The organism is Acinetobacter dispersus (assembly GCF_009884975.1).
Taxonomy (GTDB): Bacteria; Pseudomonadota; Gammaproteobacteria; order Pseudomonadales; family Moraxellaceae; genus Acinetobacter; species Acinetobacter dispersus.
This window is the reverse complement of the sequence record NZ_CP041970.1, coordinates 963,676-989,888: the sequence shown is the minus strand read 5'-3', so window position 1 is coordinate 989,888 and position 26,213 is coordinate 963,676. Positions and strand designations below refer to the sequence as shown.

General features: G+C 39.0%; 28 protein-coding genes. 13 read left to right on the top strand and 15 right to left on the bottom strand.

Features of this window, described 5'->3' with window-relative positions:
• Nucleotides 1-20: 20 nt before the first annotated feature.
• Nucleotides 21-452 (top strand): CBS domain-containing protein, encoded by a 432-nt coding sequence (locus FPL17_RS04370; protein ID WP_004806717.1) that lies wholly within the window; start codon nt 21-23, stop codon nt 450-452.
• A gap of 59 nt (nt 453-511) precedes the next feature.
• Here the strand turns inward: FPL17_RS04370 and FPL17_RS04365 are convergent, their stop codons facing one another.
• Entirely contained in the window at nt 512-1,726 is a 1,215-nt protein-coding gene (locus FPL17_RS04365; RefSeq protein WP_159883484.1) for an aspartate aminotransferase family protein, read from the bottom strand.
• A gap of 163 nt (nt 1,727-1,889) precedes the next feature.
• Between FPL17_RS04365 and grxD the strand changes: the two genes are divergently transcribed.
• Nucleotides 1,890-2,231, top strand: a complete 342-nt coding sequence (grxD, locus tag FPL17_RS04360) for a Grx4 family monothiol glutaredoxin (RefSeq protein WP_004639270.1) — start codon at nt 1,890-1,892, stop codon at nt 2,229-2,231.
• Nucleotides 2,232-2,282: 51 nt separating this feature from the next.
• Here the strand turns inward: grxD and FPL17_RS04355 are convergent, their stop codons facing one another.
• The gene (locus tag FPL17_RS04355; protein ID WP_005204097.1) at nt 2,283-2,606 is read right to left on the bottom strand and encodes a hypothetical protein; all 324 of its coding nucleotides are present in this window, start codon (nt 2,604-2,606) and stop codon (nt 2,283-2,285) included.
• Between the two features lie 79 nt (nt 2,607-2,685).
• On the opposite strand from FPL17_RS04355, the gene FPL17_RS04350 reads away from it, so the two are divergent.
• Nucleotides 2,686-3,114 carry a guanosine-3',5'-bis(diphosphate) 3'-pyrophosphohydrolase gene (locus FPL17_RS04350; protein ID WP_159883482.1) on the top strand — a complete coding sequence of 143 codons (429 nt, stop codon included), beginning with the start codon at nt 2,686-2,688 and terminating at the stop codon, nt 3,112-3,114.
• A gap of 55 nt (nt 3,115-3,169) precedes the next feature.
• A complete protein-coding gene (locus FPL17_RS04345; protein ID WP_004806707.1) occupies nt 3,170-4,090 on the top strand; it encodes a LysR family transcriptional regulator in 921 nt (306 codons plus the stop codon).
• Nucleotides 4,091-4,116: 26 nt separating this feature from the next.
• On the opposite strand, the gene map is transcribed toward FPL17_RS04345, so the two are convergent.
• Complete coding sequence (gene map / locus FPL17_RS04340) at nt 4,117-4,911, bottom strand: type I methionyl aminopeptidase (RefSeq protein WP_005313487.1); 795 nt, start codon at nt 4,909-4,911, stop codon at nt 4,117-4,119.
• 360 nt (nt 4,912-5,271) lie between these two features.
• Between map and brnQ the strand changes: the two genes are divergently transcribed.
• Entirely contained in the window at nt 5,272-6,573 is a 1,302-nt protein-coding gene (gene brnQ / locus FPL17_RS04335) for a branched-chain amino acid transport system II carrier protein (RefSeq protein ID WP_159883480.1), read from the top strand.
• A gap of 413 nt (nt 6,574-6,986) precedes the next feature.
• Entirely contained in the window at nt 6,987-7,247 is a 261-nt protein-coding gene (locus FPL17_RS04330) for a hypothetical protein (protein ID WP_004806700.1), read from the top strand.
• A gap of 12 nt (nt 7,248-7,259) precedes the next feature.
• Here the strand turns inward: FPL17_RS04330 and FPL17_RS04325 are convergent, their stop codons facing one another.
• The gene (locus FPL17_RS04325) at nt 7,260-7,715 is read right to left on the bottom strand and encodes a hypothetical protein (RefSeq protein WP_159883478.1); all 456 of its coding nucleotides are present in this window, start codon (nt 7,713-7,715) and stop codon (nt 7,260-7,262) included.
• A gap of 135 nt (nt 7,716-7,850) precedes the next feature.
• Here FPL17_RS04325 and FPL17_RS04320 point away from each other — a divergent pair, with 135 nt between their 5' ends.
• Nucleotides 7,851-8,708 (top strand): alpha/beta hydrolase family protein, encoded by an 858-nt coding sequence (locus FPL17_RS04320; protein WP_159883476.1) that lies wholly within the window; start codon nt 7,851-7,853, stop codon nt 8,706-8,708.
• Nucleotides 8,709-9,410: 702 nt separating this feature from the next.
• Nucleotides 9,411-9,875 (top strand): MarR family winged helix-turn-helix transcriptional regulator, encoded by a 465-nt coding sequence (locus tag FPL17_RS04315; RefSeq protein ID WP_004653790.1) that lies wholly within the window; start codon nt 9,411-9,413, stop codon nt 9,873-9,875.
• A gap of 67 nt (nt 9,876-9,942) precedes the next feature.
• Here FPL17_RS04315 and FPL17_RS04310 read toward each other — a convergent pair whose 3' ends face one another.
• The 5 genes from FPL17_RS04310 to FPL17_RS04290 form a co-directional block, all read right to left on the bottom strand.
• Nucleotides 9,943-10,605, bottom strand: coding sequence for an SOS response-associated peptidase (locus FPL17_RS04310; RefSeq protein ID WP_159883474.1), 663 nt, complete (start codon nt 10,603-10,605; stop codon nt 9,943-9,945).
• A gap of 76 nt (nt 10,606-10,681) precedes the next feature.
• Nucleotides 10,682-11,302, bottom strand: coding sequence for a 2OG-Fe(II) oxygenase (locus FPL17_RS04305; RefSeq protein ID WP_005313478.1), 621 nt, complete (start codon nt 11,300-11,302; stop codon nt 10,682-10,684).
• A 184-nt stretch (nt 11,303-11,486) separates the two neighbouring features.
• Nucleotides 11,487-13,649 (bottom strand): malate synthase G, encoded by a 2,163-nt coding sequence (locus FPL17_RS04300; RefSeq protein ID WP_159883472.1) that lies wholly within the window; start codon nt 13,647-13,649, stop codon nt 11,487-11,489.
• Between the two features lie 288 nt (nt 13,650-13,937).
• Nucleotides 13,938-15,083 carry a cell division protein ZapE gene (zapE, locus tag FPL17_RS04295; RefSeq protein ID WP_005153415.1) on the bottom strand — a complete coding sequence of 382 codons (1,146 nt, stop codon included), beginning with the start codon at nt 15,081-15,083 and terminating at the stop codon, nt 13,938-13,940.
• Nucleotides 15,084-15,201: 118 nt separating this feature from the next.
• A complete protein-coding gene (locus tag FPL17_RS04290; RefSeq protein WP_159883470.1) occupies nt 15,202-16,221 on the bottom strand; it encodes an AraC family transcriptional regulator in 1,020 nt (339 codons plus the stop codon).
• Between the two features lie 155 nt (nt 16,222-16,376).
• Here FPL17_RS04290 and FPL17_RS04285 point away from each other — a divergent pair, with 155 nt between their 5' ends.
• Nucleotides 16,377-17,891 (top strand): flavin-containing monooxygenase, encoded by a 1,515-nt coding sequence (locus tag FPL17_RS04285; protein WP_159883468.1) that lies wholly within the window; start codon nt 16,377-16,379, stop codon nt 17,889-17,891.
• A 201-nt stretch (nt 17,892-18,092) separates the two neighbouring features.
• Nucleotides 18,093-19,319, top strand: a complete 1,227-nt coding sequence (locus FPL17_RS04280) for a multidrug effflux MFS transporter (protein WP_159883466.1) — start codon at nt 18,093-18,095, stop codon at nt 19,317-19,319.
• Nucleotides 19,320-19,347: 28 nt separating this feature from the next.
• Here the strand turns inward: FPL17_RS04280 and FPL17_RS04275 are convergent, their stop codons facing one another.
• The gene (locus FPL17_RS04275; RefSeq protein WP_159883464.1) at nt 19,348-19,917 is read right to left on the bottom strand and encodes a TetR/AcrR family transcriptional regulator; all 570 of its coding nucleotides are present in this window, start codon (nt 19,915-19,917) and stop codon (nt 19,348-19,350) included.
• Nucleotides 19,918-20,157: 240 nt separating this feature from the next.
• On the opposite strand from FPL17_RS04275, the gene FPL17_RS04270 reads away from it, so the two are divergent.
• Entirely contained in the window at nt 20,158-21,075 is a 918-nt protein-coding gene (locus tag FPL17_RS04270; RefSeq protein ID WP_159883462.1) for a LysO family transporter, read from the top strand.
• Between the two features lie 12 nt (nt 21,076-21,087).
• Here FPL17_RS04270 and pyrF read toward each other — a convergent pair whose 3' ends face one another.
• Both pyrF and FPL17_RS04260 read right to left on the bottom strand, forming a co-directional pair.
• Nucleotides 21,088-21,768: an orotidine-5'-phosphate decarboxylase gene (gene pyrF / locus FPL17_RS04265; protein ID WP_159883460.1), complete on the bottom strand. Its 681-nt coding sequence runs from the start codon at nt 21,766-21,768 to the stop codon at nt 21,088-21,090.
• A gap of 113 nt (nt 21,769-21,881) precedes the next feature.
• Entirely contained in the window at nt 21,882-22,430 is a 549-nt protein-coding gene (locus tag FPL17_RS04260; protein ID WP_005188020.1) for a helix-turn-helix domain-containing protein, read from the bottom strand.
• Between the two features lie 89 nt (nt 22,431-22,519).
• Here FPL17_RS04260 and FPL17_RS04255 point away from each other — a divergent pair, with 89 nt between their 5' ends.
• Entirely contained in the window at nt 22,520-23,176 is a 657-nt protein-coding gene (locus FPL17_RS04255) for an AzlC family ABC transporter permease (RefSeq protein WP_151715334.1), read from the top strand.
• Nucleotides 23,173-23,499: an AzlD domain-containing protein gene (locus FPL17_RS04250; RefSeq protein WP_005188015.1), complete on the top strand. Its 327-nt coding sequence runs from the start codon at nt 23,173-23,175 to the stop codon at nt 23,497-23,499. Before FPL17_RS04255 ends, FPL17_RS04250 begins: the two co-directional genes overlap by 4 nt.
• Before the next feature lie 83 nt (nt 23,500-23,582).
• Here the strand turns inward: FPL17_RS04250 and FPL17_RS04245 are convergent, their stop codons facing one another.
• From FPL17_RS04245 to rpsA, 3 genes are all read right to left on the bottom strand, one after another.
• Nucleotides 23,583-23,948, bottom strand: a complete 366-nt coding sequence (locus tag FPL17_RS04245; protein ID WP_004806665.1) for a lipopolysaccharide assembly protein LapA domain-containing protein — start codon at nt 23,946-23,948, stop codon at nt 23,583-23,585.
• Nucleotides 23,949-23,962: 14 nt separating this feature from the next.
• Nucleotides 23,963-24,265, bottom strand: a complete 303-nt coding sequence (locus FPL17_RS04240) for an integration host factor subunit beta (RefSeq protein WP_005153429.1) — start codon at nt 24,263-24,265, stop codon at nt 23,963-23,965.
• A 156-nt stretch (nt 24,266-24,421) separates the two neighbouring features.
• Nucleotides 24,422-26,104 (bottom strand): 30S ribosomal protein S1, encoded by a 1,683-nt coding sequence (gene rpsA / locus FPL17_RS04235; protein WP_005053831.1) that lies wholly within the window; start codon nt 26,102-26,104, stop codon nt 24,422-24,424.
• Nucleotides 26,105-26,213 lie beyond the last annotated feature (109 nt).

Sequence of the window (26,213 nt, the reverse complement as noted above, 5' to 3'; positions counted from 1 at the left end):
ACAACACAGGTGGATAAACAATGACAATCGTTGCTCAAGTCATCAAGAATAAAGCAGTACAATCAATTTTTACCATTTCACCGAATGCGACTGTACTTGAAGCAATTAAAATTATGGCAGAAAAAGGTGTTGGTGCTTTAGTTGTCGCTGAAAATGAAACCGTGGTAGGTATTTTTTCTGAACGTGACTATACCCGTAAAATTGCCTTGATGGAGCGTTCATCAAACAATACACCTGTGTCGGACATTATGACATCAAAAGTAATTTCTGTAGGTTTAAACCATACGGTCGAAGAATGCCTTAACCTCATGACTGACCGTCATTTACGTCATTTACCTGTGCTTGATCAGGAAAAGTTAGTGGGATTCATCTCTATCGGAGACTTAGTTAAAGCTGCGATGGATGATCAACGTATTCTGATTGAGCAGCTTCAACAATATATTTCTGGCTGATACCCCATACAAATAAAAAAGGGCAAATGAATTGCCCTTTTTTAATAGACATTGTTTCGTTAAGCTTTAAGGAAATTTTGAATAGCAGGCACAAGACGTTTTAACAATTCATCTGCTTGTGCTTGTGTCATGTTTAATGGTGGTAATAAACGTACCACTGAACCTGCCGTTACATTGATAATCAGCTTATATTCATCACGTGCAATCGCAACCAGTTCAGCACAGTCTTTTGGTAGCTGAATCCCAATCATCATGCCAAAGCCACGCACTTGAACATTGTAATCGGCCAATTGCGCTCTGAGTTGATCGACAATATATGCACCCACTGTAGCAGCATTCTCAACTGCATTCTCCTTTTCCAGTGTATCAAGCACGGTATATACCACACGTGAACCTAACACTGTTCCACCATAAGTTGAACCATGACTGCCTGCACCCAGTAAACCCACAGCTTTACCTTGTGTCATCACCGCACCAATTGGGAAGCCATTCCCTAAGCCTTTGGCTGTAGTCATGACGTCAGGAATAATGCTGGTATGTTGATAAGCAAAGTATTTGCCTGTACGACCATTCCCTGTTTGAATCTCATCTAGCATCATCAACCAATTATGTTGATTACATAGCGCACGTACATCTTCTAAGTAACTAAACCCTTGTGGTGCTGTATTCACGCCACCTTCACCTTGGATAGGCTCAATCAGGATGGCAACAATATCTGGGTGGTTGATGGCTGCTTCTTGAATTGCTTCCACATCACCAAACGGCACACGAATAAAACCTTCAACCAAGGGCGCAAAGCCTTCCTGAACCTTTTTATTGCCTGTTGCAGACAAGGTTGCCAAGGTACGACCGTGGAAAGATTGTTCCGCGACTAAAATTTTAGGGTATGCAATGCCTTGTTGAGCACCAAATTTACGTGCAATTTTGATCGCACCTTCATTTGATTCAGCGCCACTATTTGAAAAGAAGATCTCTTCCATACCTGAAACTTCTGCCAGTTTCTGTGCTGCAGCTGTTTGCCAAGGAATTTCATATAGGTTACTGGTATGCACCAAAGTCGCAGCTTGTTCAGCAATCGCTTCTGCAATAACAGGGTGTGCATGTCCTAAACCGCACACAGCAATCCCCGTTAACGCATCTAAATATTCTGTACCCTCTGCCGTATATAGATACGCCCCTCGTCCTCGTACAAAGCTGATCGCTTGGCGACCATAGGTTGCCATAAGATGTGATGGTTGATCAGGTTGCACAGGAGCAAGAGTGATATTAGTCATAACAAACTCAATCTATCAGTAGTTGTGGTGAAAAAAGTTATATAAGCAAAAACTTGCGTAGATTGAAAGCCTAAAGTCACATTTATATAAGAAAAATCTTTCGCAATCCTCCGCCACGCTTTTTTTTAGGTATAATGCAAGGAGATTAGTTGAGGATCTATCTATGACGGAACAAGCGCGTGATACAGTAGCGTTAATTCGTGATCAAATTGCGAAACACCCTGTTTTACTTTACATGAAAGGCACTCCACAATTCCCGCAATGTGGTTTTTCTGCTCGTGCAGTAGAAGCACTTAGCCAAATTGGTCGTCCATTTGCCTATGTAAATATCTTGGAAAATCAAGATATTCGTGCAACTTTACCTCAAATTGCGAACTGGCCTACTTTTCCACAATTATGGATCAATGGCGAGCTCATTGGTGGTAGCGATATCATGCTTGAAATGTTCCAAAATGGTGAGTTAAAACCATTAGTTGAACAGTACAGCCCAGCACCTGAAGCATAAGCTGTTAAGCAAAAAGCCAATCAAATGATTGGCTTTTTTATTGGAAGGATTTTAATGTTGACTAAATCCAACATAGCGGAATAACCCTTCCACACCTAAATCTGCTTTATAAATGTGCATGTCGGCATAGTGAGCTTGAGTAACACTAGCAAAAATATTCATATTTGGATCTTCATGAATTTCATCTACTGACTGGGGTAAAACTTCTTCAAAACGATCAGCAATAAATTCAAAACCTAAATCCATTGCCATAAATAGCGTATGTTCACAAGGTTGAATATACTGCTCTTGATCCCAGTCGAGGACAGCATGCTGACAAAAAGGACATACAATGTTTTGAGTCGCATCGACAATATTGATAAGTTGATATGACATAATACTTAAGCGAAAAAAATTTCAGCCAGTTTAAAAGAATATGACGCGCTAATCTATCTTGAAGCGGAGGATTTAGCTGATGGCGACATTAGAACAAGCGATTGCATTTGCCGCAAAACAACATTCAGGGCAAGTAGACAAAGCCAATGCCCCCTATATTTTACACCCACTCAGAGTGATGCTGAATGTACCCAGTATGGATCATAAAATCATTGCTGTTCTGCATGATGTCTTAGAAGATACCGAAACAAGCATTGCAGATTTACAAGCTTTAGGATTCCAGGCACACATTATCGACGCAATCGTTGCACTCACAAAACAAGATGGTGAGTCTCGAATCGAAGCCGCTCAACGCACTGTACAAAACCCTTTGGCACGTGTTGTGAAATTGGCTGATATCACTGACAATATGAACTTATCTCGAATTCCATCGCCAACCGCAAAAGATTTTGAGCGAATGGAACAATATCAGCAGGTTCGGGCTATATTATTAGCCCACAATGTTTAATAATCACTTTTATATTCACTTAACTTGATCACAATAAGCTGGAGTTTATAGCGTAATGCTAACGGATTTAGATGATTTTTATTGCTTCGCGCTGGTTGTAGAACATGGTGGCTTTAGTGCTGCTGAACGTGCAACAGACATTCCTAAATCTAAACTCAGCCGTAGGGTTTACAATCTCGAAGAACAATTGGGTGTACGTCTAATTCAACGCAGTTCGCGCCATTTTGCCGTGACTGATATTGGGATGGATGTTTACCGACATGCACAAGTGATGATGAATGCAGCCCAAGCAGCGCATGATGTGGTCAATCATTTAAGTAGTCAACCACGCGGTGTCATCAAAGTCAGTGTACCAGTCGATATTGCTCAAAATCAGATGGCGAAAATCCTACCGGCATTTTTGAAGAAATATCCTGAAGTTCGGGTACAGATGATGATCAGCAACCGCCGTATTGATGTCATCAATGAAGGTGTCGATCTAGCGCTGCGTGTTCGTTCTAAATTAGATGATGATCCGAACCTAGTATTACGTCAATTTGAAGCAATTGAACAACGTCTTTTTGCCAGCCAAGCCTATTTAAATGAGTTTGGTAATCTTACTACGCCTGAACAACTGGCAGAACATCGTATTATCAGCATGGCAGAAGATCATCTCGATCAACAGTTCTTGTTGACAGGCCCTGATCATCAGCAGAAAAAGATCAAAGTAAACCCCGTGATTATGGGTTCAAATTTACTGATGCTGGCGGAATTAGCCACTCAAAACTGTGGGATCGCCCTGCTTCCCGATAGTATTGCCCAAGACTTTGTAAAAACAGGGCAACTTGTGACTGTCTTACCCGAATGGACGGCACCACACGGTATTTTCCACGCAGTTTATCCATCGAGACGCGGTCTATTGCCCGCTGTTCGTGTTTTTATTGATTATTTGGTTGAACAACTTACCCAATGCTCAACTAAAAAAAAGCGCGATTAGAAATCGCGCTTTTTTTATCGGACAACTTAAACGGCTGGATAATGTCCTGTGCCATTCGGCCATGGCGTTAATAGCTCAAAGCCATCATCCGTTACAGCAACCATGTGCTCCCACTGAGCAGACAATGATTTATCTTGTGTCACCACAGTCCAACCATCATTCAGCTCTCGGACATGGCGTTTTCCAGCATTCACCATCGGCTCAATGGTAAACACCATGCCTTTTTTTAGGACCAAACCTTGACCTTTCTGACCGTAGTGCAAGATGTTCGGCTGTTCATGGTAAATACGGCCGATACCATGTCCGCAGTATTCACGCACAATGCTATAACCTTCACGCTGTGCAACAGATTGGATGGCATAGCCAATATCACCTAAAGTTGCCCCAGGTTTCACTGTATGAATACCCGCTAACATCGCTTCATAAGTGGTTTCAACCAGTTTTTTTGCTTCAGGCTTTGGCTCACCAACAAAATACATTCGGCTGGTATCGCCAAAATAACCATCTTTGATCACAGCAACATCGATATTTAAAATATCACCCTCTTGCAAAATCTTTTTCGCTGAAGGAATGGCGTGACAAACTTCTTCATTGACAGAAATACAGGTCGTTTTAGTAAAACCGTGATAGCCCACATTGGCTGGAATCACCTGCAACGTATTCACAATATAATCATTGCAGATATCATCTAAATATTCAGTTGAAACGCCAGGCTTGATATAAGGCCCGATCATTTCTAACACTTGTGCCGCTAAACGCCCAGAGATACGTAATTTCTCCAGATCTTGTTCAGTTTTAATGGTCACAGTAGAAGCTCTCATTCGAGATTTTCCTTATTCATCAATCAGATTAAAATCACATGCAGAAAAATTAATATGGGGACTGCATAAAGTATTTCAATATTTGTACGCCTTCCTATTGAAATCTTCAATCTATTTAAGACTAAAAGAGCATTTTATTTTTGATATTTAAATTCAGTTAGGCCAATACGAAAGAATCTATACCCTTCTGCATTTTTCGAGTTTTGGAAAGCTTTTCAACACATTAGCTTTACCATTACTAATTATATGATTTTCATCATTTCTTTTTAGTCAAAAATCAACCAAATTTCACATAAATTAGTTTCAAAAGAACGCATTTTTGTTCTAAACTTCGCACTTTTATTTTATGCCTCCCTCTTTATGAATCAACTTCGTACAGGAGATATCATTGCTTTAGGTTTTATGACCTTCGCGTTATTTATTGGCGCAGGCAATATTATCTTTCCTCCAATCGTTGCTCAGCAGGCTGGTGAACATGTCTGGCTTGCGGCCTTCGGTTTCTTAATTACCGCAGTTGGTTTGCCTGTCATTACGATTATGGCCTTATCTCGCATGAAAGGTTCAATCGAAATCATCAGCTCTCCACTTGGACGCTTCTTTAGCTTACTGCTCACCATTGTTTGCTATTTGTCTGTAGGTCCACTGTTTGCAACACCACGTACTGCAACAGTTTCTTATGAAATTGGCTTCGCACCGTATTTTGGTACATCAGGTAGCAGCCTTCTTATTTATAGTATTGTGTATTTTGCATTTGTGACTGCAGTTTCACTGTATCCAAATAAACTACTCGATACGGTTGGTCATGTACTGGCACCTTTAAAAATCATTGCCTTGGCAATCTTAGGTATCGCCGCATTTGCGATCCCTACAGGTATGATTTCAGCACCAATCAACAACTATATCGCAAGTCCTGTTTCTGAAGGTTTCGTTAGTGGTTATTTGACCATGGATACCTTAGGCGCACTGGTATTTGGTATCGTGATTATTCAAGCGATCCAATCACGTGGTGTGACAGATACAAAACTGATTACCAAATATGCCATTATCGCAAGTTTGATTGCGGGTGTTGGACTTACACTTGTGTATATCAGCTTGTTTAAACTTGGCTTAGGCAGTCATGAGGTCGCGCCTAATGCAGCCAATGGTGCAATCATTCTACATGCGTATGTACAACACGCGTTTGGTGATTACGGATCGTATTTCTTAACTATCTTAATTTTCCTTGCATGTATGGTAACCGCAATTGGTCTTACCTGTGCTTGCGCTGAATATTTTACAGAATTAACAGGCTTATCTTATAAGTTACTTGTTTTTATCCTGACTGGCTTTTCTTTGTTGATTTCTAATCTAGGTCTAACAAAGCTGATTGCAATCTCAGTTCCTGTGCTCAGTGCAATTTACCCGCCAGCAATTGTCGTGATCATGCTCAGCTTCTTCTGGAAACGTTGGAACAATCCGTCCATCGTGGTTGGATCTGTGACTGCTGTTGCTTTCCTTTTTGGGATTTTTGAAGCAATTAAAGCGGCTGGTTTTACTGCGCAATTACCAACTTTTATTCAGCATTTGCCATTGAACGAACAAAATCTCGCATGGTTACTGCCATCGCTGATCGTTCTTGTTTTTGCAATTGTGGTCGATCGCGTATCAGCATCTAAAGATTAAAATGATTTGTCGTTAAAATGATGTTTTACCCAAACATGATTTTAGCTATACAAGAAATGTTCTTTTATCCAACGCTCATTTTTTGTTTACGACAAATCTTTCTTTTCTTAACTTAAAGCTGACGCTGTCAAATATGCCTCAATGTCTTTATTTGTGATCTAAAACAACTATTTCAATTCAATTAGTTGATTGGCAAATTTTTCAAAATGTAAAAATAATGGCTAATATTTAACTAAAAAATAGTATAAATCAATATAAAAAATACTTAAAAGTTATATAAATCAATACATTTAGAAATTTATTTTCAAAATAGTCACTATCCCTATTGAAATGCTCAGAAAATAGCAGTACAACTTAAAAAACAATTCAGACAAAAACACATGGTTTTGTCGTCACAACAAGGAGGGATGGAGATGTTATCAATACATTTCAGCAAGCAAGTCTTCATTAACACTCTGAAGGCAAATGATTCAATCGTATATGCAACTACAACGCTTGCCTTAATGGTTACGTTGTTATTTCAAGGCACAATTAAAGGTAATTTAAAACCCGAATATTTTGCATATGCATTGATTGTATCTCTGGCCTTTTGTATGTGGGCGATCGTCGATCGAAAGTTTCGACAGTTAAGCGCAGTGCGCCAAAAAAATTCTTTAGGAAAAATGGATGAGTGATCATCCATTTTTTTAATGTAAAAATTGAACAATTGTTCCCAATACTAAAATCCCAGTTGCACCCAACTCTACAATAATTAAACTCAACATCATCAACGTCATACACCATGCTGGTAAAGTCCATTTCCCCACTTGATGTGGTTGTTTGAATTGATTGGTTGTATCTCTTAAGAATCCATGCAAAATATAAATTAAAATCGACATCGCAAAGAAAAATAGATTTGCAACAACACAAAATAATGCGATTGAATCAGATAGAACTGTAAAAAAACTTAATGCTGCTAAAATTAAACTGGCTGCCGCGTAAAGTAGGCTGCTGCGATGTGCAATATCCACATAATAATGTGCTCTTGCCTGTGCTGTTTGTCTGATCTGATAATATTTCCAAACTCCAGTCAGCATCCCCACCCATAAAAAAATCCCACTAAATACAATAGCAAGCTGTGTTGCAGCATTTAAAACAAACATACAATCCCCGAAACTAAAAAATTCCTTTTGTGTGCGTATATTACATAAAATTTGACTTTTAAGTCATTTTTTAAACGAGTTTCTTTTTGGAACTTGTGTAAAGTAATACTATGCACATATAAGAGTATCTTTCTAATGAAGAGTTATGAATCTTTTTGGATGAGCTGCAAAGATGACTATCAACTTGCCGCACAATTTTATCCTGCACAAGATCATACCAACCCCTACCCGATCTTGATTTGTCCAGCGACAGGCATTACCAAAAATTTCTATCATGCTTTCGCAGAATGGCTTAACCAACAAGGTTATAGCGTTTTAAGTTTTGATTTTCGCGGTATTGGTGAATCGCTTCATGGCCCGCTCAAGAATTCTACGGCCAGTATAAATGACTGGGGAATTTATGATATTCCAGCCGCAATTGAGACCTTATTAGAGCGAACTCAAGCTGAAAAAGTGATTATTGTTGGGCATAGTGCTGGTGGGCAATTACTTGGGATTACTTCGAACTATAACAAAGTTGCTAAGGTTTTGGCGATTGCCGGCTCAACAGGTCATGTCAAAGGCTTGAAAGGTAAAACTAAAATCTTTGCGCCCGTTATGTTTAATGTTATTTTCCCAGTTTCCAGCTTCTTGAAAGGTTATGGCGCAACTCAATTTATTGGGATGGGAGAAAACCTCCCTAAAAATGTTGCAAAACAATGGGCTGAGTTTTGCAGTAAACCTGGTTATGTCATGAATGCAATTGGTAAAAGTATCTTCGAAGATTATCATCAAGAAATTCAATGCCCGATTACTTCTTTTTGGGCAACTGATGATGAAATTGCCACCCAAGCCAATGTCAAAGATCTACTGCGCTTATACCCCAATGCACCAACCAAATTGATTGAACTGAATCCACAACAACATGGCTATAAACAAATTGGACATATGTCGATGTTTAAAAAGTCACATCAAAAACTATGGCCCCTGATGGAAAGTGAACTTAAGCTTTAAGAAAAACATCAGTCATCACAATTTTGCACTTTACGCATCCAAACCTGTAATCCTGTTTAGATGCGTCTTTTTATCTATTTAATCTCCGAAGCTCGATTGTTATCCCTTTCATATCTCATTTTGATTTCCTGCGATTCGCCTTACACACCAAATTTATATATAAATTGACCCATCAAAATCTATTCAAAGCTGCAAATTTTAAAATTTCATCGAAAAAATGTGATAAAGAATGTATTTATTCAACTTTTTTAAAAAACTTTATGTGCTATATTTTAACCAATTGATTAATTCAAATAGTTGTATTATCTATTTTTTTAAGCGTTATTTATTTTATAAATATATTGATTTCGTATATTTATGACATTTTAGACAGAAAATATTATAAAAATGTCACGTCAAAAATCGTATTTTTTTTCTACAATATGATTATTCTACAAATAAGCAGTAATGCTAGGCTGTAGGACAACCTTGAAGGAAAGACGACTGGATAGTACATCATTAATAGCTGATTTATGTGAATTTTATGATGACTTATTCGTTGAGAATAAAGATAATTTCACCGTTATCTTTGAACAGATTTGTTAAAAAATGGAATGCTAAAAAAATCAGAGGATCGATTTTTTTAACAGGCAAGTTATAGACATTTCATGGAATCTAGGAGCGACTAGGAGTGGCTCCTTGTGCAAGTATAGGAAATAAGTGATGCCAAAAAAATATGCGCGTTTTTTACCTACAGCCGATTCATTTAACCTGGAAGACTTTCCTTTTTACTGGATTTCTCAAGTAAATGCTCAGTACGTTCAAAATATCGATAACGTGCTCAAAAAATATGGCTTAGACAATTCTCGTCGCCGTATTCTCATTGCCTTGCATGTCAAACCTCATGCCAGTGTGTCAGAGCTTTCCGACATGGTCATTTCCAAAATGTCGACCACAACCAAGATTGTTTATCGCCTCAAAGATGAAGGTTATATCGATACTTATTCGTGTAAGGAAGATGGTCGTATCACTCGCGTCTATCTAACAGACAAAGGTCAGGAAATGATTACCAAAATCAATGATCTTACCTCAGTTATCCTCGAACAATCATTTGATGGCTTAACGCCATTGCAAATTGAGAAGACAATGGAAATCCTGCGCCATATGTTTAAAAACCTTGCTCGCTAAGCAACTGATTAAAAAAAGGCTTCTAATAGGAAGCCTTTTTTTAATCTCATTAACTCAAATATTAAGCTCAATCAAACATATTCAGTTGCGGTGTTATTTTTACAATCTTTGCTTTAGGAACGTGGGAACACTCAAATTCCTCTACAGGAAAACCCCGCATAAACTCATAGAGCTGATGTGGTTGTTTTAAGCTTAACCATTCATCTAAACGCTCATGTGGAATAACCACCACTGACCGCTTTACATCTCCCGGCTCATGAAAGTCTTTCATCATCGGATGGTCTATCGCGTCCATCGTAAGCATGGTTGCCGAACGGATCACCTGATCGCCCAACTTTCTGATCTCATATAAAGCCGCGATAAAGAAAGCCTTTCCATCTTTACGGCGTACACCCCATCTTTGAGGCTTATTATCAATGTATTTACTTTCATAGAACTCGGAAACGGGAATAACACCAAATTTGCACTTTGAAGCCGCCTCCAAGAAACTAGGTTTCTGAAAAATGGTTTCGTGCCGAGCATTATAAGTATGCTTGGAAATATTGGTATCTTCCGACCATTTTGGTACCAAACCAAACAATACTTCCCGCCACTCCAGCCCTTGCTCTGATTTAAATAGTAAAGGCGTTGTATAACTTGGGTAAACTTCTTCCCCATATTCAAATGGAATCAAAGGTAAACCAAGCTGTTGAGCTTGCTCGACTGTTAATGGTTTATAGTTGGCACACATAGTTTTTTGCGTATTTATCCTTAAAAACAAAGTTAAAAAAAGGAGGTATCAAGCCTCCTCTTTTTAATTGCATAAATTAGCCAAATAACTTTTTCATTTTTGCACTTAAACCGTGGATAAAGCGGTGCTTGGCATTGGCTTTATCGCTGGTTAAAAAGTTAATTTGAATTGACTGACGCTGTCCTTCAAAAGGTACATAACCATGCCAACCATTATCAGTCACTTTAAATGCAACTAATGTACCAGGACCCGCATCAATTTCTTCGACGTAGTCATCCATGTTCTTTTCATCATTCAATATACGTAGACGACCTGTAGGTGCATCCCAAGACTCATTTAGATAAATCAGAATAGTCAGAAGTTTAGTTTTCGAGTCAGAATGAATGCGACCATCTTTTTGGCGTGAATAACCACGTAAGGTGATCATCATCGGATGTTCCATCACATCCACATCAAATTTTTCAGTCAAAATTTGACGGAATTCTTTGGTATCTAATGATTTTAAGAAACGATCAAAATTAGGTTTAATTTCAACATCTTCAATGTTGTAGCTACCACCCTGTTCAATCTTTGGAAAATCCTGAATAACAGCTTTCACTTCGCTGTCTATGATTGAATTTTCTACAACAAAGTAAGGATACGGCGAAGTAGAAACTTGCGCTTGTTTTAAAGCATCTAATTTTAAAATTTGTGACATCGTTATGATTCGGCTAAATGATCAAACTGCGAGAATTATAACAAAAATTTCATCAAGATGATGTTTTATCCTGTTCTAGATGAATTGGTGCACTTAAATTGAGCCTATATTTTTACAGTTAAAATCCATACGCAACATACAAAATAAAAAAGCCTCCGAAGAGGCTTTTTTATTTTAGATGAACTTAATCACCTGTATAACCTTTTAATTTTAAACGTGCAGCATGTAACAATGGCTCTGTATAACCTGATGGTTGCTCTGCACCTTTGAAGATCAAGTCAGAAGCAGCTTGGAATGCAATTCCATCAAAGTTTGGTGCCATTGGTGTATACAATGGATCGTTGGCATTTTGCTGATCAACAATCACAGCCATACGCTTAAGCACTTCTTCAACTTGTGCACGCGTTACGATACCGTGACGTAACCAGTTTGCAACGTGTTGAGATGAAATGCGTAAAGTAGCACGGTCTTCCATCAAACCAACGTTATTGATGTCTGGTACTTTAGAACAACCAACACCAAGGTCTACCCAACGAACCACATAACCCAAGATACCTTGACAGTTATTTTCAAGTTCGTTGTTTAACTCTTCCGCAGTCCAATTAGTTTCAGGTGCAAACGGTGGTGTTAACAAGTCATCTAATGACAACATGTTTTCAGCAACCAACTCATCTTGACGTGCTTTTACATTAATCTGATGATAATGCAATGCATGAAGTACCGCACCCGTTGGAGATGGAACCCATGCACAAGATGCACCTGCATTTGGATGTGCAGTCTTCGTCGCCAACATGTCTTTCATGCTGTCTGGTTTTGGCCACATGCCTTTACCAATTTGCGCTTTACCTTGTAAACCACATGCTAAACCAATTGCCACGTTACGGTTTTCGTAAGCAGCAATCCATTTTTGTGTTTTAACTGCTTCTTTACGAACAACTGGTGCAGCTTCCATAGATGTATGGATTTCATCACCTGTACGATCCATAAAGCCTGTGTTGATGAAGATGGTCCGATCTTTCGCAGCAGCAATACAGTTCTTCAAGTTTACAGAGGTACGGCGCTCTTCATCCATGATACCGATTTTGAGTGATTTTGCAGGCAAACCAATCGCTTGTTCAGCACGCTCAAATAATTCAACCGCAAATGCAACCTCTTCTGGACCATGCATTTTTGGCTTAACGATATACATTGAACCCTTACGAGAGTTTTGGTTTTCGTTTTGACCACGAATATCCGCAACTGTCAGTAATGGAGTCACTAGAGCATCCATGATGCCTTCAAACACTTCTTGACCATCAACAAGGATGGCAGGGTTTGTCATAAGGTGACCCACGTTACGAAGCAACATCAATGAACGACCATGTAATTTAGTCGTGCCACCAATCAGGTTCTGAACAGTACGGTCTTTGTTTAAGGTACGAGTAATGGTCTTACCATTTTTCTCGATTGACTCTTGTAAGTCACCTTTCATTAGGCCTAACCAGTTACGATAACCTTCAACCTTCTCTTCAGCATCAACTGCAGCAACTGAATCTTCCAAATCCTGAATGGTTGTTACCGCAGCTTCAAGTGTTAAATCTTTCACACCAGCAGCATCTGTCCTGCCCACTGGGCTGTTCACATCGATTTCGATAATCACATGCAAACCATTATTTAATAAAACAATCTCAGTTGGGCTTGCAGCTTCGCCATTAAAACCAACAAATTGTGATTCATGTGCCAAAGAAGTGGTTGAACCATCTTTTAAGGTTACAGCTAAACCGTTATTCACCACTGCATATTGAGTTGCATCTGCATGCGAACCTTGAGCCAATGGGAAAGTTTGGTTTAAAAAATCTTTTGCGAAAGCAATAACTTTATCACCACGAACTGGGTTATAACCTTTGCCTTTCTCTGCACCGCCTTCTTCAGAAATAACGTCTGTGCCATACAGTGCGTCATATAAAGAACCCCAACGCGCATTCGCAGCATTCAAGCTATAACGTGCATTACGTACAGGTACAACCAATTGTGGACCTGCCAATAAAGCAATTTCTTCATCCACATTTTCAGTTGTTACTTGAAAGTCAGCAACTTCTGGAACCAAGTAGCCAATTTCAGTTAAGAATGCTTTATAAGCATTTAATTCAAATTTATTATTGCGGTGCCATTCATCAATCTTTGCTTGAAGATCATCACGCTTAGCCAATAATGCTTTGTTCTTTGGGCTAAGGTCTACAACGACTTGCTCGAAGTTTTTCCAGTAAGTTTCACTATCTAAACCAGTGCCTGGTAAAGCTTCATTTTCGATGAAATCGTAAAGTTCTTTAGCAATCGCTAGCTTGCCTTTTTGAATACGTGCAGTCATTGTCTTTCCTGATGGTGCTAACTTTTTATAACAAGAATTCTAGTATACTGATTTATACTAGCCTGAATAGTAATATCACATTCCTAAATAGTAAGCATTTTCCCCATTAGAAGTATTGACAAACACAATTTTTTATACTTATCAAAATATCAAATAATGAGTTTTTACTATCGTTATGTGACACACTCCCTTTTTCAAACTCATCTAGTTATAGCAAAATTTGACCAAGAATAAAGCCTTATCCATGTAAGTTTATAAAAAAAGGCATTCCGAGGAATGCCTTTTCATTTATGAAGTCTGTGCGACCTGAATTTGTCGATGCTCCGAATGTAGATAATCATCCGATTGCATTTCTAATAAACGTGAACGCGTCCGTTCAATCTCAAAGGCCAGTTTCTCGCCTTCATACAGATCAATGATTGAATCTTCAGAGGTAAGAATCAGTTTTACACCACGGTCATAGAATTCATCGACCAGATAAATAAAACGGCGTGTTCCTTCTGACAGGAAATCGGTCAAATGCGGAACATTACTGACCAAAACCGTATTGTAGATATTCGCGATTTCAATAAAGTCGGCTGGGCTACGTGGCTTAAAGCATAACTCTGAAAATTCACACCACAATACGTCTTCCGTATGCCCTAAAGTTTCTACCACACGATTATTGATCATGATTGGAGAATTTGACTGTGTCTGGGTTTGTGTCAAAGCTTTAAAACGACCAGATAACCACGCTTGAGCATCATCGGTTAATGGATATTTGAACAATTGCGCCTGCTTCAATACACGCAAACGATAATCCACCCCAGCGTCAACATTCAGAACACTACAGTTCTTCTTCACCAGCTCAATCGTCGGTATGAAACGATCACGATGAATTCCATTTTTATATAGACCATCTGGTGCAATGTTTGACGTTGCAACCAATGTTATTCCACGCTCAAACAGCTTTTGGAACAGATCACTTAAGATCATGGCATCGGTTACATTCGATACGAAAAATTCGTCAAAACAAATGACAACGGCATTCTTATAAATTTGATCAGCAACCAAATCTAAAGGGTTACGTTGGCCAGAAAGTTTATTCAACTCTTTATGTACATGTTGCATAAAATGATGGAAATGCATACGTGTTTTACGGCGGAATGGTACAGATTCATAGAACTGATCCATTAGCCACGTTTTTCCACGACCTACACCACCCCACATATAAACGCCTTTAGGATAAGTCTGACGACGGAAACGTCGAAATGCTTTCTTTGAAGCCTTATAGCGAGTGTGTAACTCTTTCCATACTCGATCTAACTCTTGCACAGCCTGAGCTTGTGCTTCATCTGGCATGAATTGTCCTGACTCAATTGCTTGAGCATAACGCTCGGCAGGTGATGTTGGGATAAATGCAGTGCTATGTGAGTCTGGTTTAGAATTTGACATAAGGTGTTATTGCAATTTTAATTGGTGAAAATTATATCGAACATTCCGTTCAATGACATTAGATTTTAGGCTTAATTATCATAGAGTTTAAACATCATAATGTACCATTTTTAATCATTTAATGATTTCGATTATATTGACGAGGGCTCAGTCCAAACCATCTTTTAAAGGCATGATTAAATGCTGCAGGCTCAGAATAACCCAACATTTCGGCCACCTGTTCGATTGAATATGAACTGTTTTCAATGAACTTTATTGCCTTCTGTTTGATTAATCTTTCGCGAATTTCTTTATAGCTGGTCTGCATTTGCTGCAATTGATGCCGCAAAGTACGCTCAGGAATATCCAATGCGCAGGCTGTTTCCGCCATACTTGGAATCACTCCATTTTGCATTTCCAGATAATCCTCAACATACTCAACCACCGTCAATTTGAGACTGGCAGTTTTTTCTAAATGTTGAATATCCTGTAGGCATTTTTCTTCATAAATGCGATACGTCAAAATATCGGCAGACGGAATTTTTGTGTTTAAAATTTGTGTATTTTCTAAAATAAAAGCAGCTTGCGCACATCCAAATTTGACATCTTGCCCATAGTAATCTTGATATGCTGCAAGCAGTGTTAAGTCTTTAGGCCGATGAAATGGCAGTTCAATTTGAATTTGAGGAACTTCAAGTCCCATCATCTTAAAGATATCTTGTAAAAACTTATAAGTGCCCGAGATTTCGCATTGTGCTCTCAATTGACCTAAATGCATACTTAAATCAATCGGTCGATACAGTAAATGGATCAAGTCATCTTCGATCTTTAGCTGCAATGAACCAAAAAGATGAGTCAGTTGCTGATACTGAACCCCATTTAATAGGGCCTTATGCAAAGTATCACTCGTAACCAATAGCATCAGGAAAGGCCCATAACCCGCTAAGGCATAATGTTGTCCGATAAATAAACCTTGTTCAGGTGAAATATCCTGACTAATATGCTGCAAAATATCCCATTCAATCTCATCTGGAATAATTGAACTAGGATCTAAAGCATCGGCCTGTATTCCCATATTGGCTAAACGTGCATCCACGTCGATCCCGACATGACGCATGCCCTGAATCAAATACATCAATCCGAGGATAGATCTCTTCATAAGTCCGAATGCAGTTCTCAAAACTTTAATGTTTTACTATAAAACCTTGTGCAAATGAATTGCCGAAATGATCAAGTTTTACGTCTATACAATCATATTTAATCTCGTCAAAACCGTTAAACTTGCACAAAATTTAGCTGTGTAGGACGTAGACTATGCGTGATGTAACCAAAAATGCGATTCAAAAAACAAAAGTTGCAATTATTGGTGCGGGCTTTGGTGGCTTAGCGATGGCTATTCGACTATTACAAAGTCAAATCAATGATTTTGTACTTTTAGAAAAAACCAACGATGTTGGCGGTACATGGCGAGAAAACCAATATCCTGGCGCAGCGTGTGACGTTCAATCACATATGTATTCCCTTTCATTTGCACCCAAAACAGACTGGTCAAAACGCTATGCTGAGGCAGATGAAATTTTTGATTATATTCAAAATATTACCGAACAATACCGTCTTCGAGATTATTGCAAATTCAATCACGAAGTGACCAATGCCGAGTTTGACGAAAACCGCAATGTGTGGACGCTAGATTTTAAAAACCAGACAACTCTTGAGGCTCAATTTGTCATCTTTGCGTCTGGCCCTCTACATGTGCCACAAATCCCCCATATCAAAGGCATTGAGAAATTTAAAGGTAAAGTGTTCCATTCTTCACAATGGGATCACAATTACGATCTAAGCGGCAAAGCAGTCGTTTCAATCGGTACTGGTGGTAGCGCGATTCAATATATTCCTGAAATTGCAGCTGAAGTAAAACAACTTTATGTGTTCCAACGCACCGCAGCTTGGGTCATTCCACGTGATGAACGTAAATATTCTCAGCTAAGTAAAAGCTTATTTAAAGCATCGAATATTTATCGCCAGATTCATCGAACCCGTCTCTATTGGACTAATGAATCGCGTGTTGTACCAATCGTACAACCACAGATTATGAAATATGGTCAAAAACTTGCTGAAGCCTTTATTCGCTATCAAGTGAAAGATAAAGCGCTTGCGAAAAAATTGACACCAGATTTTGTCATGGGCTGTAAACGTATTCTTATTTCAAATAAGTACTTCCCAACCTTCAATCGTAAAAATGTTGAATTGGTGACAGATGCTATTCAGGAAATTACAGCGAACGGTATCATCACCAAAGATGGTAAAGAACGTCAAATTGATTGCTTGATTTATGGTACTGGCTTTATTACTGATCCACGCATTTACTTAAAGCATTTCAATTGCGTTGGCCGTAACGGCATAGAACTTAAGCAAGCATGGAAAGATGGTGCGGAAAGCTATTATGGTGTGAGCACCAAGAACTTCCCGAATTTGTTCCAGTTACTTGGACCAAATACCATTCTTGGCCATAACTCTGTGATTTTCATGATCGAGTCTCAGGTCAACTATATTCTACAATTGATCCAAACCGTTGATAAAACAGGTACACAAGCGGTTGAGATCAAGCACGAAGTTCAAGACCAGTTCAATGAACGTGTTCAAGATCAGCTCAAAGGTACCGTTTGGCAAGCAGGTGGCTGTAGCAGTTGGTATCAAGCAGCAGATGGTAAGAACTTTTCTTTATGGCCAACATATACATGGAGATATTGGCTAGAGACACGTAAAGTCAATGTTGCTGATTATAATTTTATCAGCGCAGCGGTTAATTCAAAAAACCATGCTGCTTAAGCAGAAATAGCTGAATTTTTCCAAATATCAAAAACACCTTTAAAAGCTTAAAGGTGTTTTTTTATTTCAACGCTTTATGGACCTGATTTAAATCCCTCTGTTCTCCTCTATACAAGTCCTAAATAATCATGCTAATATTTTAACTACCTACCGTTAGGTAGTTAAAATAAATATTGTTCCCCTCGAAAGAGTACACAAAACATGAACGCTGCTCCTCCCGTCACAAAGATCAGTTGGTCTTTGTTACTATTGCTCTCCCTTTTTACCGCCTTGGATGCATTGGCGATTGATATTTATTTGCCGGCATTTCCACTACTTGCAGAAAGTTTTTCGACAACGCCAGGTCATATACAACTCACCCTGTCGGTATTTCTGATTGGACTCGCCATTGGTCAAGGGATTTATGGTCCATTGCTTGATCGCTTTGGTCGCCGTAATCCATTACTGATCGGAATTGCTGTTTTTATCTTAGGATCAATATTGGCAGCCATCGCACCAACGATTGAGTGGTTACTGGCTGCACGTTTCTTACAAGCAATAGGTGCATCAGCAGGTCTCGTGGCTCCAAGAGCAATTATTTCTGATGTATGCGATGCTAAAACCAGTGCCAAAAATTTCTCTATTTTGATGCAAGTCATGATGATTGTACCGATTCTTGCCCCCTTACTGGGTAGCTTGATCCTACGTATTGGCTCTTGGCACTTGATTTTCTATACATTGGCAGTGCTTGGTTCCATCCTGTGGCTATGGGGAAATCAAGCCATTCCAGAGACATTGAAACCTCAATATCGACAAGCATTACAATTCACTGCGATCAAAAACAGCTATCAAACACTTTGCCTGAATAAAAGCTTTATCAGTTATACGCTTGCTGGTGGATTTATCTTAGGTGCTTTCTTTGTTTACCTCAGCCAATCGCCTTTTATTTTTATTCAGCACTACCATATTCACAATGAAAGTTTTAGTACCTTATTTGCAGCGAATGCGATTGGCTTAATTATTCTAGGACAAACTTCAATCCTGTTACTCAAACGTTGGTCAGCTCAACAATTGCTCGTCATCGGTATGTGTCTATTCAGCGGTTCTAGTTTTATTTTGATGCTCAGCCTATATTTTTATGACTTAAGTTTATGGCAATACATTGCACTTTTAGGATTAAGCATCTGGTCGACTGGATTCATTTTTGGCAATTTGACGGCATTAACCATGCAGCAAAGCCCACAGCATTTAACGGGGGCTGCATCCTCATTAATGGGCTTACTACAATATGCTTTCGCGGCACTGATCGGCTTTGTTGTGAGCTTAATAGAAATCAATGTCAGCCTACTTCCAAGCAGCTTGTTTATTTGTGGTGCTATCGCTCTGGGCTTATGTCTTTATGCTGCGCTAGAACAGCGCGAATCATTTGCTAGAGTAGAAACAGAATAAAGAAATTACACTTGATCAGTGTCTGAACTTAGGCGCTGATCAGAATATTTAATGCTTTTAAGATAGCATCCAATCTGAGGTGAAACTTCTCTCGCCCACCATAGATCAATTCACTTTGTAAGGCATCGACAAAGCTCATGCATACACGAGCCAGAGCAACACTATCCAGTTGATGCTTATTTTTCATTAAAATTGAGCCTTGAATGGCTTGTGAAAATACATTTTCCAGTTCCGCCATAAAGACATGCATCGGTTCAATTACCTGATCATATAAATGTACAGGCGGACTAATTAATGCATTCATCCAAAATTGAACACCGTATGATGCATCAAAACGCTGTTCGATACTTTCAAAGTAATGCAGTAATTGCTGCTGGATTTTTTCTCCGCCTTGCAACACAACCTTGGCATGTCCCAATTCTTCATCAATCATGATTGGAATCAAGCTCAGATACAATTCGTCCTTATTCTTAAAATGTGCATAAATCGAAGGCTTTTTTATCCCAACATCAGTCGCAATCTCGTTTAACGATGTTGCTGCAAAACCCTGTTTTGCAAAACGTTCTAATGCCACTTTTTGAATCTTAGCTGCTGTCACAAATCATCCACCTCTTTTACTGCTAAAAGTATATTTCAGCTAACAGGATATTCATAGCTGTATAAGATACTGTATTTATATGCCATCTATCTAAGTGACAACATAATCATCTACCCAGCAGCCCCCAAGTTTATTGTTATCCGTTTATCTTCAAAACTTTCTATATCAAATGATATATAAATCTATTCAAGTATCGGATTTCCCTGCATAATAAATCAGCACTTTCAACTTTCAGATTGTATGACCTCTCTTGTTTTAATCTTACAAATTTTTGCCTGCCTCAGTTTAGGCTATTTTTTAGCTCCCCATCTTTCACAACTACTAAAACAATTCGTATTTAAAATTCTGCCTTATTTTTCTTATATCTTACTCATCAGCGTGGCTTTTGAACTCACTCAAGCGCTCAACCATATTGAGAATCCAACTGCCATTCTTCCGCCTGCATTACTGATTGCCTTTACTACATCGGTGGGTTCATTCTTTATTTGCTTGATCACCTACAAACTGATTGATCGTCAAAGCGTACAAGGCAAAATTTCATTACACCTATTTTTAAATGCCCTAAAGAATATCGGCAAAGCATTTTTAGCTCTAGCAGTCGGGATTGTTTTAGGTATGCTAGTGAACGCCTCAGAACTTCAAATGACCTTTAATAGTTGGTACTTGTTACTGGTTTTTATCTTTTTAATTGGAGTCGAATTGGCTTTTACCCAATTTGATCGTAGCTGGTTAAGCTGGAAAATTTTGCTGGTTCCGGTGGCTGCATTTGTTGGTTCATGCTTGGCAGCTCTGTTAAATTATTTCATTTTATCCAATGATTATGGTCTCAATGAAGTCATGGCCCTAGCCCAAGGTTATGGCTGGTATTCAATGTCAGGGATTTTATTCACTGAGTTACACTCAGCCAAACTGGGTGGGATTGCTTTATTAACGGATTTGTTTAGAGAAATTTTTGCGATTTTATTGATGTATTGTTTGGGTTGGCGTTTTCCACGCTCTGCTATTTCAAGTGCAGGTGCAACGTCAATGGATGTGACTCTTGCAATGGTAAAACAATCATGTGGCACACATTATGTCCCACATGCCATGATGAGTGGATTGATCTTGTCACTTCTCGCACCACTCTTAATCAGCTTATTTTTAAGTATGAAATTTTAAAATCGTACTTTATTAGATTGAGGCCAAGATTGATTTCAACATCTCAGTTGGATTCTCAGCCTTGGTAATTGGGCGACCGATGACTAAATGCGTTGATCCATCTTGCATTGCTTGCTTTGGCGTTACAATACGTTTTTGATCATCTGCATTTGAACCTTCGGGGCGAATCCCCGGCGTAACCAATGCAAACTCTTGTCCTAACATTTCACGAAGGATCTTGGCTTCTTGTGCTGAACACACGACACCATCTAATCCGCTCTCTTGAGTAAGTTTTGCTAAACGCTTTACATGTTCAACAGGTTCTATATCCAAACCTAGATCACGTAAGTCTTCCCGCCCCATTGAGGTCAGAACCGTTACTGCGATCAATTGAGTTGAATAATTACCCGCTTTAAGTCGCTCTACACAGGTTTCCATCATTTTACGACCACCCGATGCATGCACATTCACCATCCATACACCGAGGTCTGCAGCAGCACACACTGCTTGAGCAGTCGTATTCGGAATATCGTGAAATTTTAAATCAAGAAAAACCTCAAAACCTCTGTCCTGAAAGTTTTTAACGATTGATGGACCTTCATGAGTAAAAAGCTCTTTGCCTACTTTGACACGACAAAGTGACGGATCAAGCTGATCTACAATTGTTAAGGCGTCATATTGGCTTTTTGCGTCTAGGGCAACAATAATACTCACGAATCTAGTTCCATCACATAAAAATCGGCTAATTATAAAGTGATTAGTAGAATGAACAAAGCAAGAAAATCATCATAATACAAAAAAGCTTTTCCAAAATGATGAAATGATCTTTATCTTTGCTCCGATATCAAGATCGCTCTGGTATCTACTTCCAGAGCTTCAAAGATATGCGCTTGATCTGCGGGATAACAAATATAATCCCCTTCATTCAACAAAATAGGTTCTGCAACCAACCCGACTTTTGCTCGCCCTTTCATAATAATAATATGTTCAACACTACCAATTGGATGTGGCTGACTGCAACGTGGTTCACCCGGTTGTGTCGTTAATATATATACATCCCGTCTAGCGCCGGTTGGACAATTGGCTAATAAAATTGCCTGATAATGTGCGATTTCAGAACTGACCGATGGTCCTTCACCAAAACGAATTACTTGAGTTTGTGCAATATTTGATTCCATCAATTTCGCAAATGGAATATCTAAAGCAACACATAAGGCCCATAAAGTTTCCAGACTTGGATTACCTTGAGCTGCTTCCAGTTGAGACAGCGTCGATTTCGCGATACCCGCTCGACGGGCAACTTCTGCTAAAGATAACCCAGACTTCTGTCTTTCTCTTTGCAATCCTTTTGCGACGATTTCAATTGGCAAACTCATATAACACCATAAAAAACGAATGTTCGTTTTGACGAACGATATAAAATTAATCTATTATATCGTACGTTCGTTTGATATAGAAACCAATGATGCAAGATAAAGAACAATTTAATCTAATCAAAGCCATCGTACTGATTTCAGTTGCAACAGGAATTGTGGGCATTTCCTTGGGTTCAGTTGCTGCAAGCTTCGATGTACCGATGTGGATTCCTTTGCTGCTATCACTCACAGTACTCGCTGGCGCTGCAGAATTTACATTTATTGGTATGGTTGCAACGGGTACCAATCCTATTTTTGCAGCATTGACTGGTATATTGATCAACCTACGCCATCTACCATTTGGTTTATCCGTTGCAACATTTATTGAAAAGAATGCTTATCGATTTATTGCCTGCCATATTATGAATGATGAAAGCGTCATGTTTGGATTGAGCCAACAAGAAGATCAAGCCAAGCAAAAAGCATATTGGATGTGTGGATTAGGGATTGCTATTCTCTGGCCAATTGGTGTTTTTATAGGTTATCTATTAAGTAAAAACATTCCTGATATCTACGTATTTGGTATTGATGCTGCATTTCCTGCCATTCTTTTCGCATTAATCTTGCCTATGCTTAAGAATAAAACCACACGACACCGTGTATTTTTAGGCAGCTCATTATCTCTGGCATCAATTCCCTTACTGCCAACAGGCTTACCCGTACTTATTTCCATGTTAGGTCTACTATTAAAAGGCAAGTCAAAATGAAATATAGTGAAAGTTATATCTTCGTTGGAATTGTTGTGCTTGCGCTTGGTACCTATTTGATTCGCTACTCAGGTTTTTATTTAGCCAATCGGATGACATTCAAAGAGCATCATAAACAACTACTGGCTGATTCTGCTTGTGTCCTACTGTTTACCCTAGCAGTGTTTAATACACTTTTTACTGAAACCCATTTTAGTGGCATCAGTAAAATCATTGGCGTTTTCGTTGCAATCATTTTTGCGTGGAAAAAATATTCACTCATCGTTGTTATTCTCGTGGCCATGCTCATTACTGCTACTTTAAGATATTTAGGCTTTCCATAAAAAATGGCCCTTTAAATCCAATAAAGGGCCATTTAATGGGGTTCTAAAATCTTCAGACTTTACAACCCTATAAATATTCTTAATTACAGTGGCGTACGAGTTTGACTCTCAGGATTAATATCCAACACTGTTTTTTCATGTCTTACACTTGCAGCAGCGTCTGCGGCAGCTTGTTGTGCCAACTGAATTTGCTCTTTGCGTAGATAGTCAATGTCTTTACGAAGTCGTTTAATTTCCCAGCTAGTTTGGAAAACTCGGAAAACTTGAACACCGAGTAATAAACCAACCACAATACCTAATGCTAAAGTCAATAAAAGGAGAAGACCTAAACGCATTGCTGGAACTTGGGTAAATAATAAATCTACTTGTAGTTCAGCTGGATTTTGAAGAACCAGAGCGAGTGAATAACCAAAAATGGCAACAAGTAATGCAATTAATACATAACGCATAAACACCTCAATTCTTATTCACCAGATTCGTTTACTGCATCACGAAGTGCTTTACCAGGTTTAAAGTGTGGAACTGCTTTCGCCGCAACATCAACAGATCGACCTGTTTTAGGGTTACGTCCTAAACGTGGCTCACGGTGATGTAAAGCAAAACTTCCAAAACCACGGATTTCAATACGATCACCACTTGAAAGTGCTTCGATCATTTGATCAATCATAATCTTAACTGCATCTTCAACCAAAGGCTCAGCTAAGTGTGGGTTTTTAAGTGCAATCCGTTCAATTAAATCAGATTTATTAAGTGCTTCAGTAGTCATTGATGACCTCTTTAATTATTGCTACTTTTCAATGTTTTTAATAATAACCTGTTTAAATACAAAACGGTAGCGCAGTATATAATTACTACGCTACCGTTTGCAGTATTTTTGTATAAAAAGTACATCTCTGTTACAAGAAACGTACCTTTCAACAAATTACTTCATTTGAGCTTTAATTAAGTCACCAATAGTCTTAGGACCATTGCTGTCTGCTGGTTGAGTTGCAGCAGCTTGACGAACAGTGTTCACCGCTTCTTTCTCTTCAGCTTCGTCTTTCGCTTTGATAGACAAGTTGATAGAGCGAGATTTACGATCAACATTGATGATCTTCGCTTCAACTTCTTGACCAACTTCTAAGAATTTAGTTGCATCTTCAACGCGATCACGGTTGATTTCAGAAGCTTTAAGAGTCGCTTCGATGTCATCAGCTAATTTAACTGTAGCACCTTTAGCATCAACAGCAGTCACAGTACCTTTAACTAAAGCACCACGTTCATTCGCAGCCAAGAAGTCATTGAATGGATCGCTGTTTAATTGCTTGATACCAAGGCTGATACGGTTACCTTCAGCGTCAACAGATAAGATAACTGCTTCAACTGTGTCACCTTTCTTGTAACGACGGATAGCTTCTTCGCCTTGTTCGTTCCAAGAAATGTCAGATAAATGTACTAGACCGTCGATTCCACCAGATAAACCGATGAAGATACCGAAATCAGTGATTGATTTGATCGTACCAGAAACTTTTTCGCCTTTTTCATTTGCTTTAGCAAACTCTTCCCATGGGTTAGCACGAGTTTGTTTGATACCCAATGAAATACGACGACGTTCTTCGTCAACTTCAAGAACCATAACATCAACTTCATCACCAATCTGAACAACTTTAGATGGGTGGATGTTTTTGTTCGTGTGGTCCATTTCTGAAACGTGTACTAAGCCTTCAACGCCTTCAGCGATTTCAGCAAAACAACCGTAGTCAGTTAAGTTAGTAACACGTGCTTTAACGATAGAACCTTTAGGATAACGGTTCATGATCGCTAACCATGGATCTTCGCCTAATTGCTTAAGACCTAAAGATACGCGGTTACGCTCGCGGTCAAACTTAAGTACTTTAACTGTAACTTCTTGACCAACTTCAACAACTTCTGAAGGATGCTTGATACGCTTCCAAGCCATATCTGTGATATGTAGAAGACCATCAATACCACCAAGATCAACGAACGCGCCGTAATCTGTAAGGTTCTTGATTGTACCAGTAACTGTTTGACCTTCTTCAAGTTGAGCAAGCAATGCTTCACGGTCAGCTGAAGATTCAGCTTCCATAACTGCACGACGAGATACAACAACGTTGTTACGTTTAGCATCAAGTTTGATTACTTTGAACTCTAACTCTTTACCTTCAAGGTGAGTCGTGTCACGGATAGGACGAGTGTCAACTAAAGAACCTGGTAAGAATGCACGTACAGGACCGATGTCAACAGTGAAACCGCCTTTAACCTTACCAGAGATAACACCAGTAACGATTTCGCCGTCTTCAAAGATTTTCTCAAGTTTAGTCCAAGTTTCAGCACGTTTCGCTTTTTCACGTGATAAAACTGTTTGACCCATACCGTTGTCAAGCGCTTCAACAACTACGTCAACAGTATCGCCAACTTGAACTTCAAGTTCACGTTGTTCATTTAAAAATTCAGCACGGTCAACTACGCCTTCAGATTTAAGGCCAGTGTCAACAGTAACCCAGTCAGAATCGATACTAACAACAGTACCTTGGATGACTGCACCCTTTTCAACGTTGAGGTTTAATTCACTTTCTTCAAAGAGGGCTGCAAAAGATTCGGTCATGATATACCTGATAAAGTCCGCGGTCTTGGATCAGACAAGGCCGGTTTAGTTAAGTTGTTACATTGTCCAAAAAATCTGATCAAGCAATGCTTCAACTGATAAAAAAATT

Excerpts from the sequence above, each read along its gene's own strand:
- FPL17_RS04370 (WP_004806717.1), top strand. The coding sequence starts at position 21 with ATGACAATCGTTGCTCAAGTCATCAAGAATAAAGCAGTACAATCAATT.
- FPL17_RS04365 (WP_159883484.1), bottom strand. The coding sequence starts at position 1,726 with ATGACTAATATCACTCTTGCTCCTGTGCAACCTGATCAACCATCACAT.
- grxD (WP_004639270.1), top strand. The coding sequence starts at position 1,890 with ATGACGGAACAAGCGCGTGATACAGTAGCGTTAATTCGTGATCAAATT.
- FPL17_RS04355 (WP_005204097.1), bottom strand. The coding sequence starts at position 2,606 with ATGTCATATCAACTTATCAATATTGTCGATGCGACTCAAAACATTGTA.
- FPL17_RS04350 (WP_159883482.1), top strand. The coding sequence starts at position 2,686 with ATGGCGACATTAGAACAAGCGATTGCATTTGCCGCAAAACAACATTCA.
- FPL17_RS04345 (WP_004806707.1), top strand. The coding sequence starts at position 3,170 with ATGCTAACGGATTTAGATGATTTTTATTGCTTCGCGCTGGTTGTAGAA.
- map (WP_005313487.1), bottom strand. The coding sequence starts at position 4,911 with ATGAGAGCTTCTACTGTGACCATTAAAACTGAACAAGATCTGGAGAAA.
- brnQ (WP_159883480.1), top strand. The coding sequence starts at position 5,272 with ATGAATCAACTTCGTACAGGAGATATCATTGCTTTAGGTTTTATGACC.
- FPL17_RS04330 (WP_004806700.1), top strand. The coding sequence starts at position 6,987 with ATGTTATCAATACATTTCAGCAAGCAAGTCTTCATTAACACTCTGAAG.
- FPL17_RS04325 (WP_159883478.1), bottom strand. The coding sequence starts at position 7,715 with ATGTTTGTTTTAAATGCTGCAACACAGCTTGCTATTGTATTTAGTGGG.
- FPL17_RS04320 (WP_159883476.1), top strand. The coding sequence starts at position 7,851 with ATGAAGAGTTATGAATCTTTTTGGATGAGCTGCAAAGATGACTATCAA.
- FPL17_RS04315 (WP_004653790.1), top strand. The coding sequence starts at position 9,411 with ATGCCAAAAAAATATGCGCGTTTTTTACCTACAGCCGATTCATTTAAC.
- FPL17_RS04310 (WP_159883474.1), bottom strand. The coding sequence starts at position 10,605 with ATGTGTGCCAACTATAAACCATTAACAGTCGAGCAAGCTCAACAGCTT.
- FPL17_RS04305 (WP_005313478.1), bottom strand. The coding sequence starts at position 11,302 with ATGTCACAAATTTTAAAATTAGATGCTTTAAAACAAGCGCAAGTTTCT.
- FPL17_RS04300 (WP_159883472.1), bottom strand. The coding sequence starts at position 13,649 with ATGACTGCACGTATTCAAAAAGGCAAGCTAGCGATTGCTAAAGAACTT.
- zapE (WP_005153415.1), bottom strand. The coding sequence starts at position 15,083 with ATGTCAAATTCTAAACCAGACTCACATAGCACTGCATTTATCCCAACA.
- FPL17_RS04290 (WP_159883470.1), bottom strand. The coding sequence starts at position 16,221 with ATGAAGAGATCTATCCTCGGATTGATGTATTTGATTCAGGGCATGCGT.
- FPL17_RS04285 (WP_159883468.1), top strand. The coding sequence starts at position 16,377 with ATGCGTGATGTAACCAAAAATGCGATTCAAAAAACAAAAGTTGCAATT.
- FPL17_RS04280 (WP_159883466.1), top strand. The coding sequence starts at position 18,093 with ATGAACGCTGCTCCTCCCGTCACAAAGATCAGTTGGTCTTTGTTACTA.
- FPL17_RS04270 (WP_159883462.1), top strand. The coding sequence starts at position 20,158 with ATGACCTCTCTTGTTTTAATCTTACAAATTTTTGCCTGCCTCAGTTTA.
- FPL17_RS04260 (WP_005188020.1), bottom strand. The coding sequence starts at position 22,430 with ATGAGTTTGCCAATTGAAATCGTCGCAAAAGGATTGCAAAGAGAAAGA.
- FPL17_RS04255 (WP_151715334.1), top strand. The coding sequence starts at position 22,520 with ATGCAAGATAAAGAACAATTTAATCTAATCAAAGCCATCGTACTGATT.
- FPL17_RS04250 (WP_005188015.1), top strand. The coding sequence starts at position 23,173 with ATGAAATATAGTGAAAGTTATATCTTCGTTGGAATTGTTGTGCTTGCG.
- FPL17_RS04245 (WP_004806665.1), bottom strand. The coding sequence starts at position 23,948 with ATGCGTTATGTATTAATTGCATTACTTGTTGCCATTTTTGGTTATTCA.
- FPL17_RS04240 (WP_005153429.1), bottom strand. The coding sequence starts at position 24,265 with ATGACTACTGAAGCACTTAATAAATCTGATTTAATTGAACGGATTGCA.
- rpsA (WP_005053831.1), bottom strand. The coding sequence starts at position 26,104 with ATGACCGAATCTTTTGCAGCCCTCTTTGAAGAAAGTGAATTAAACCTC.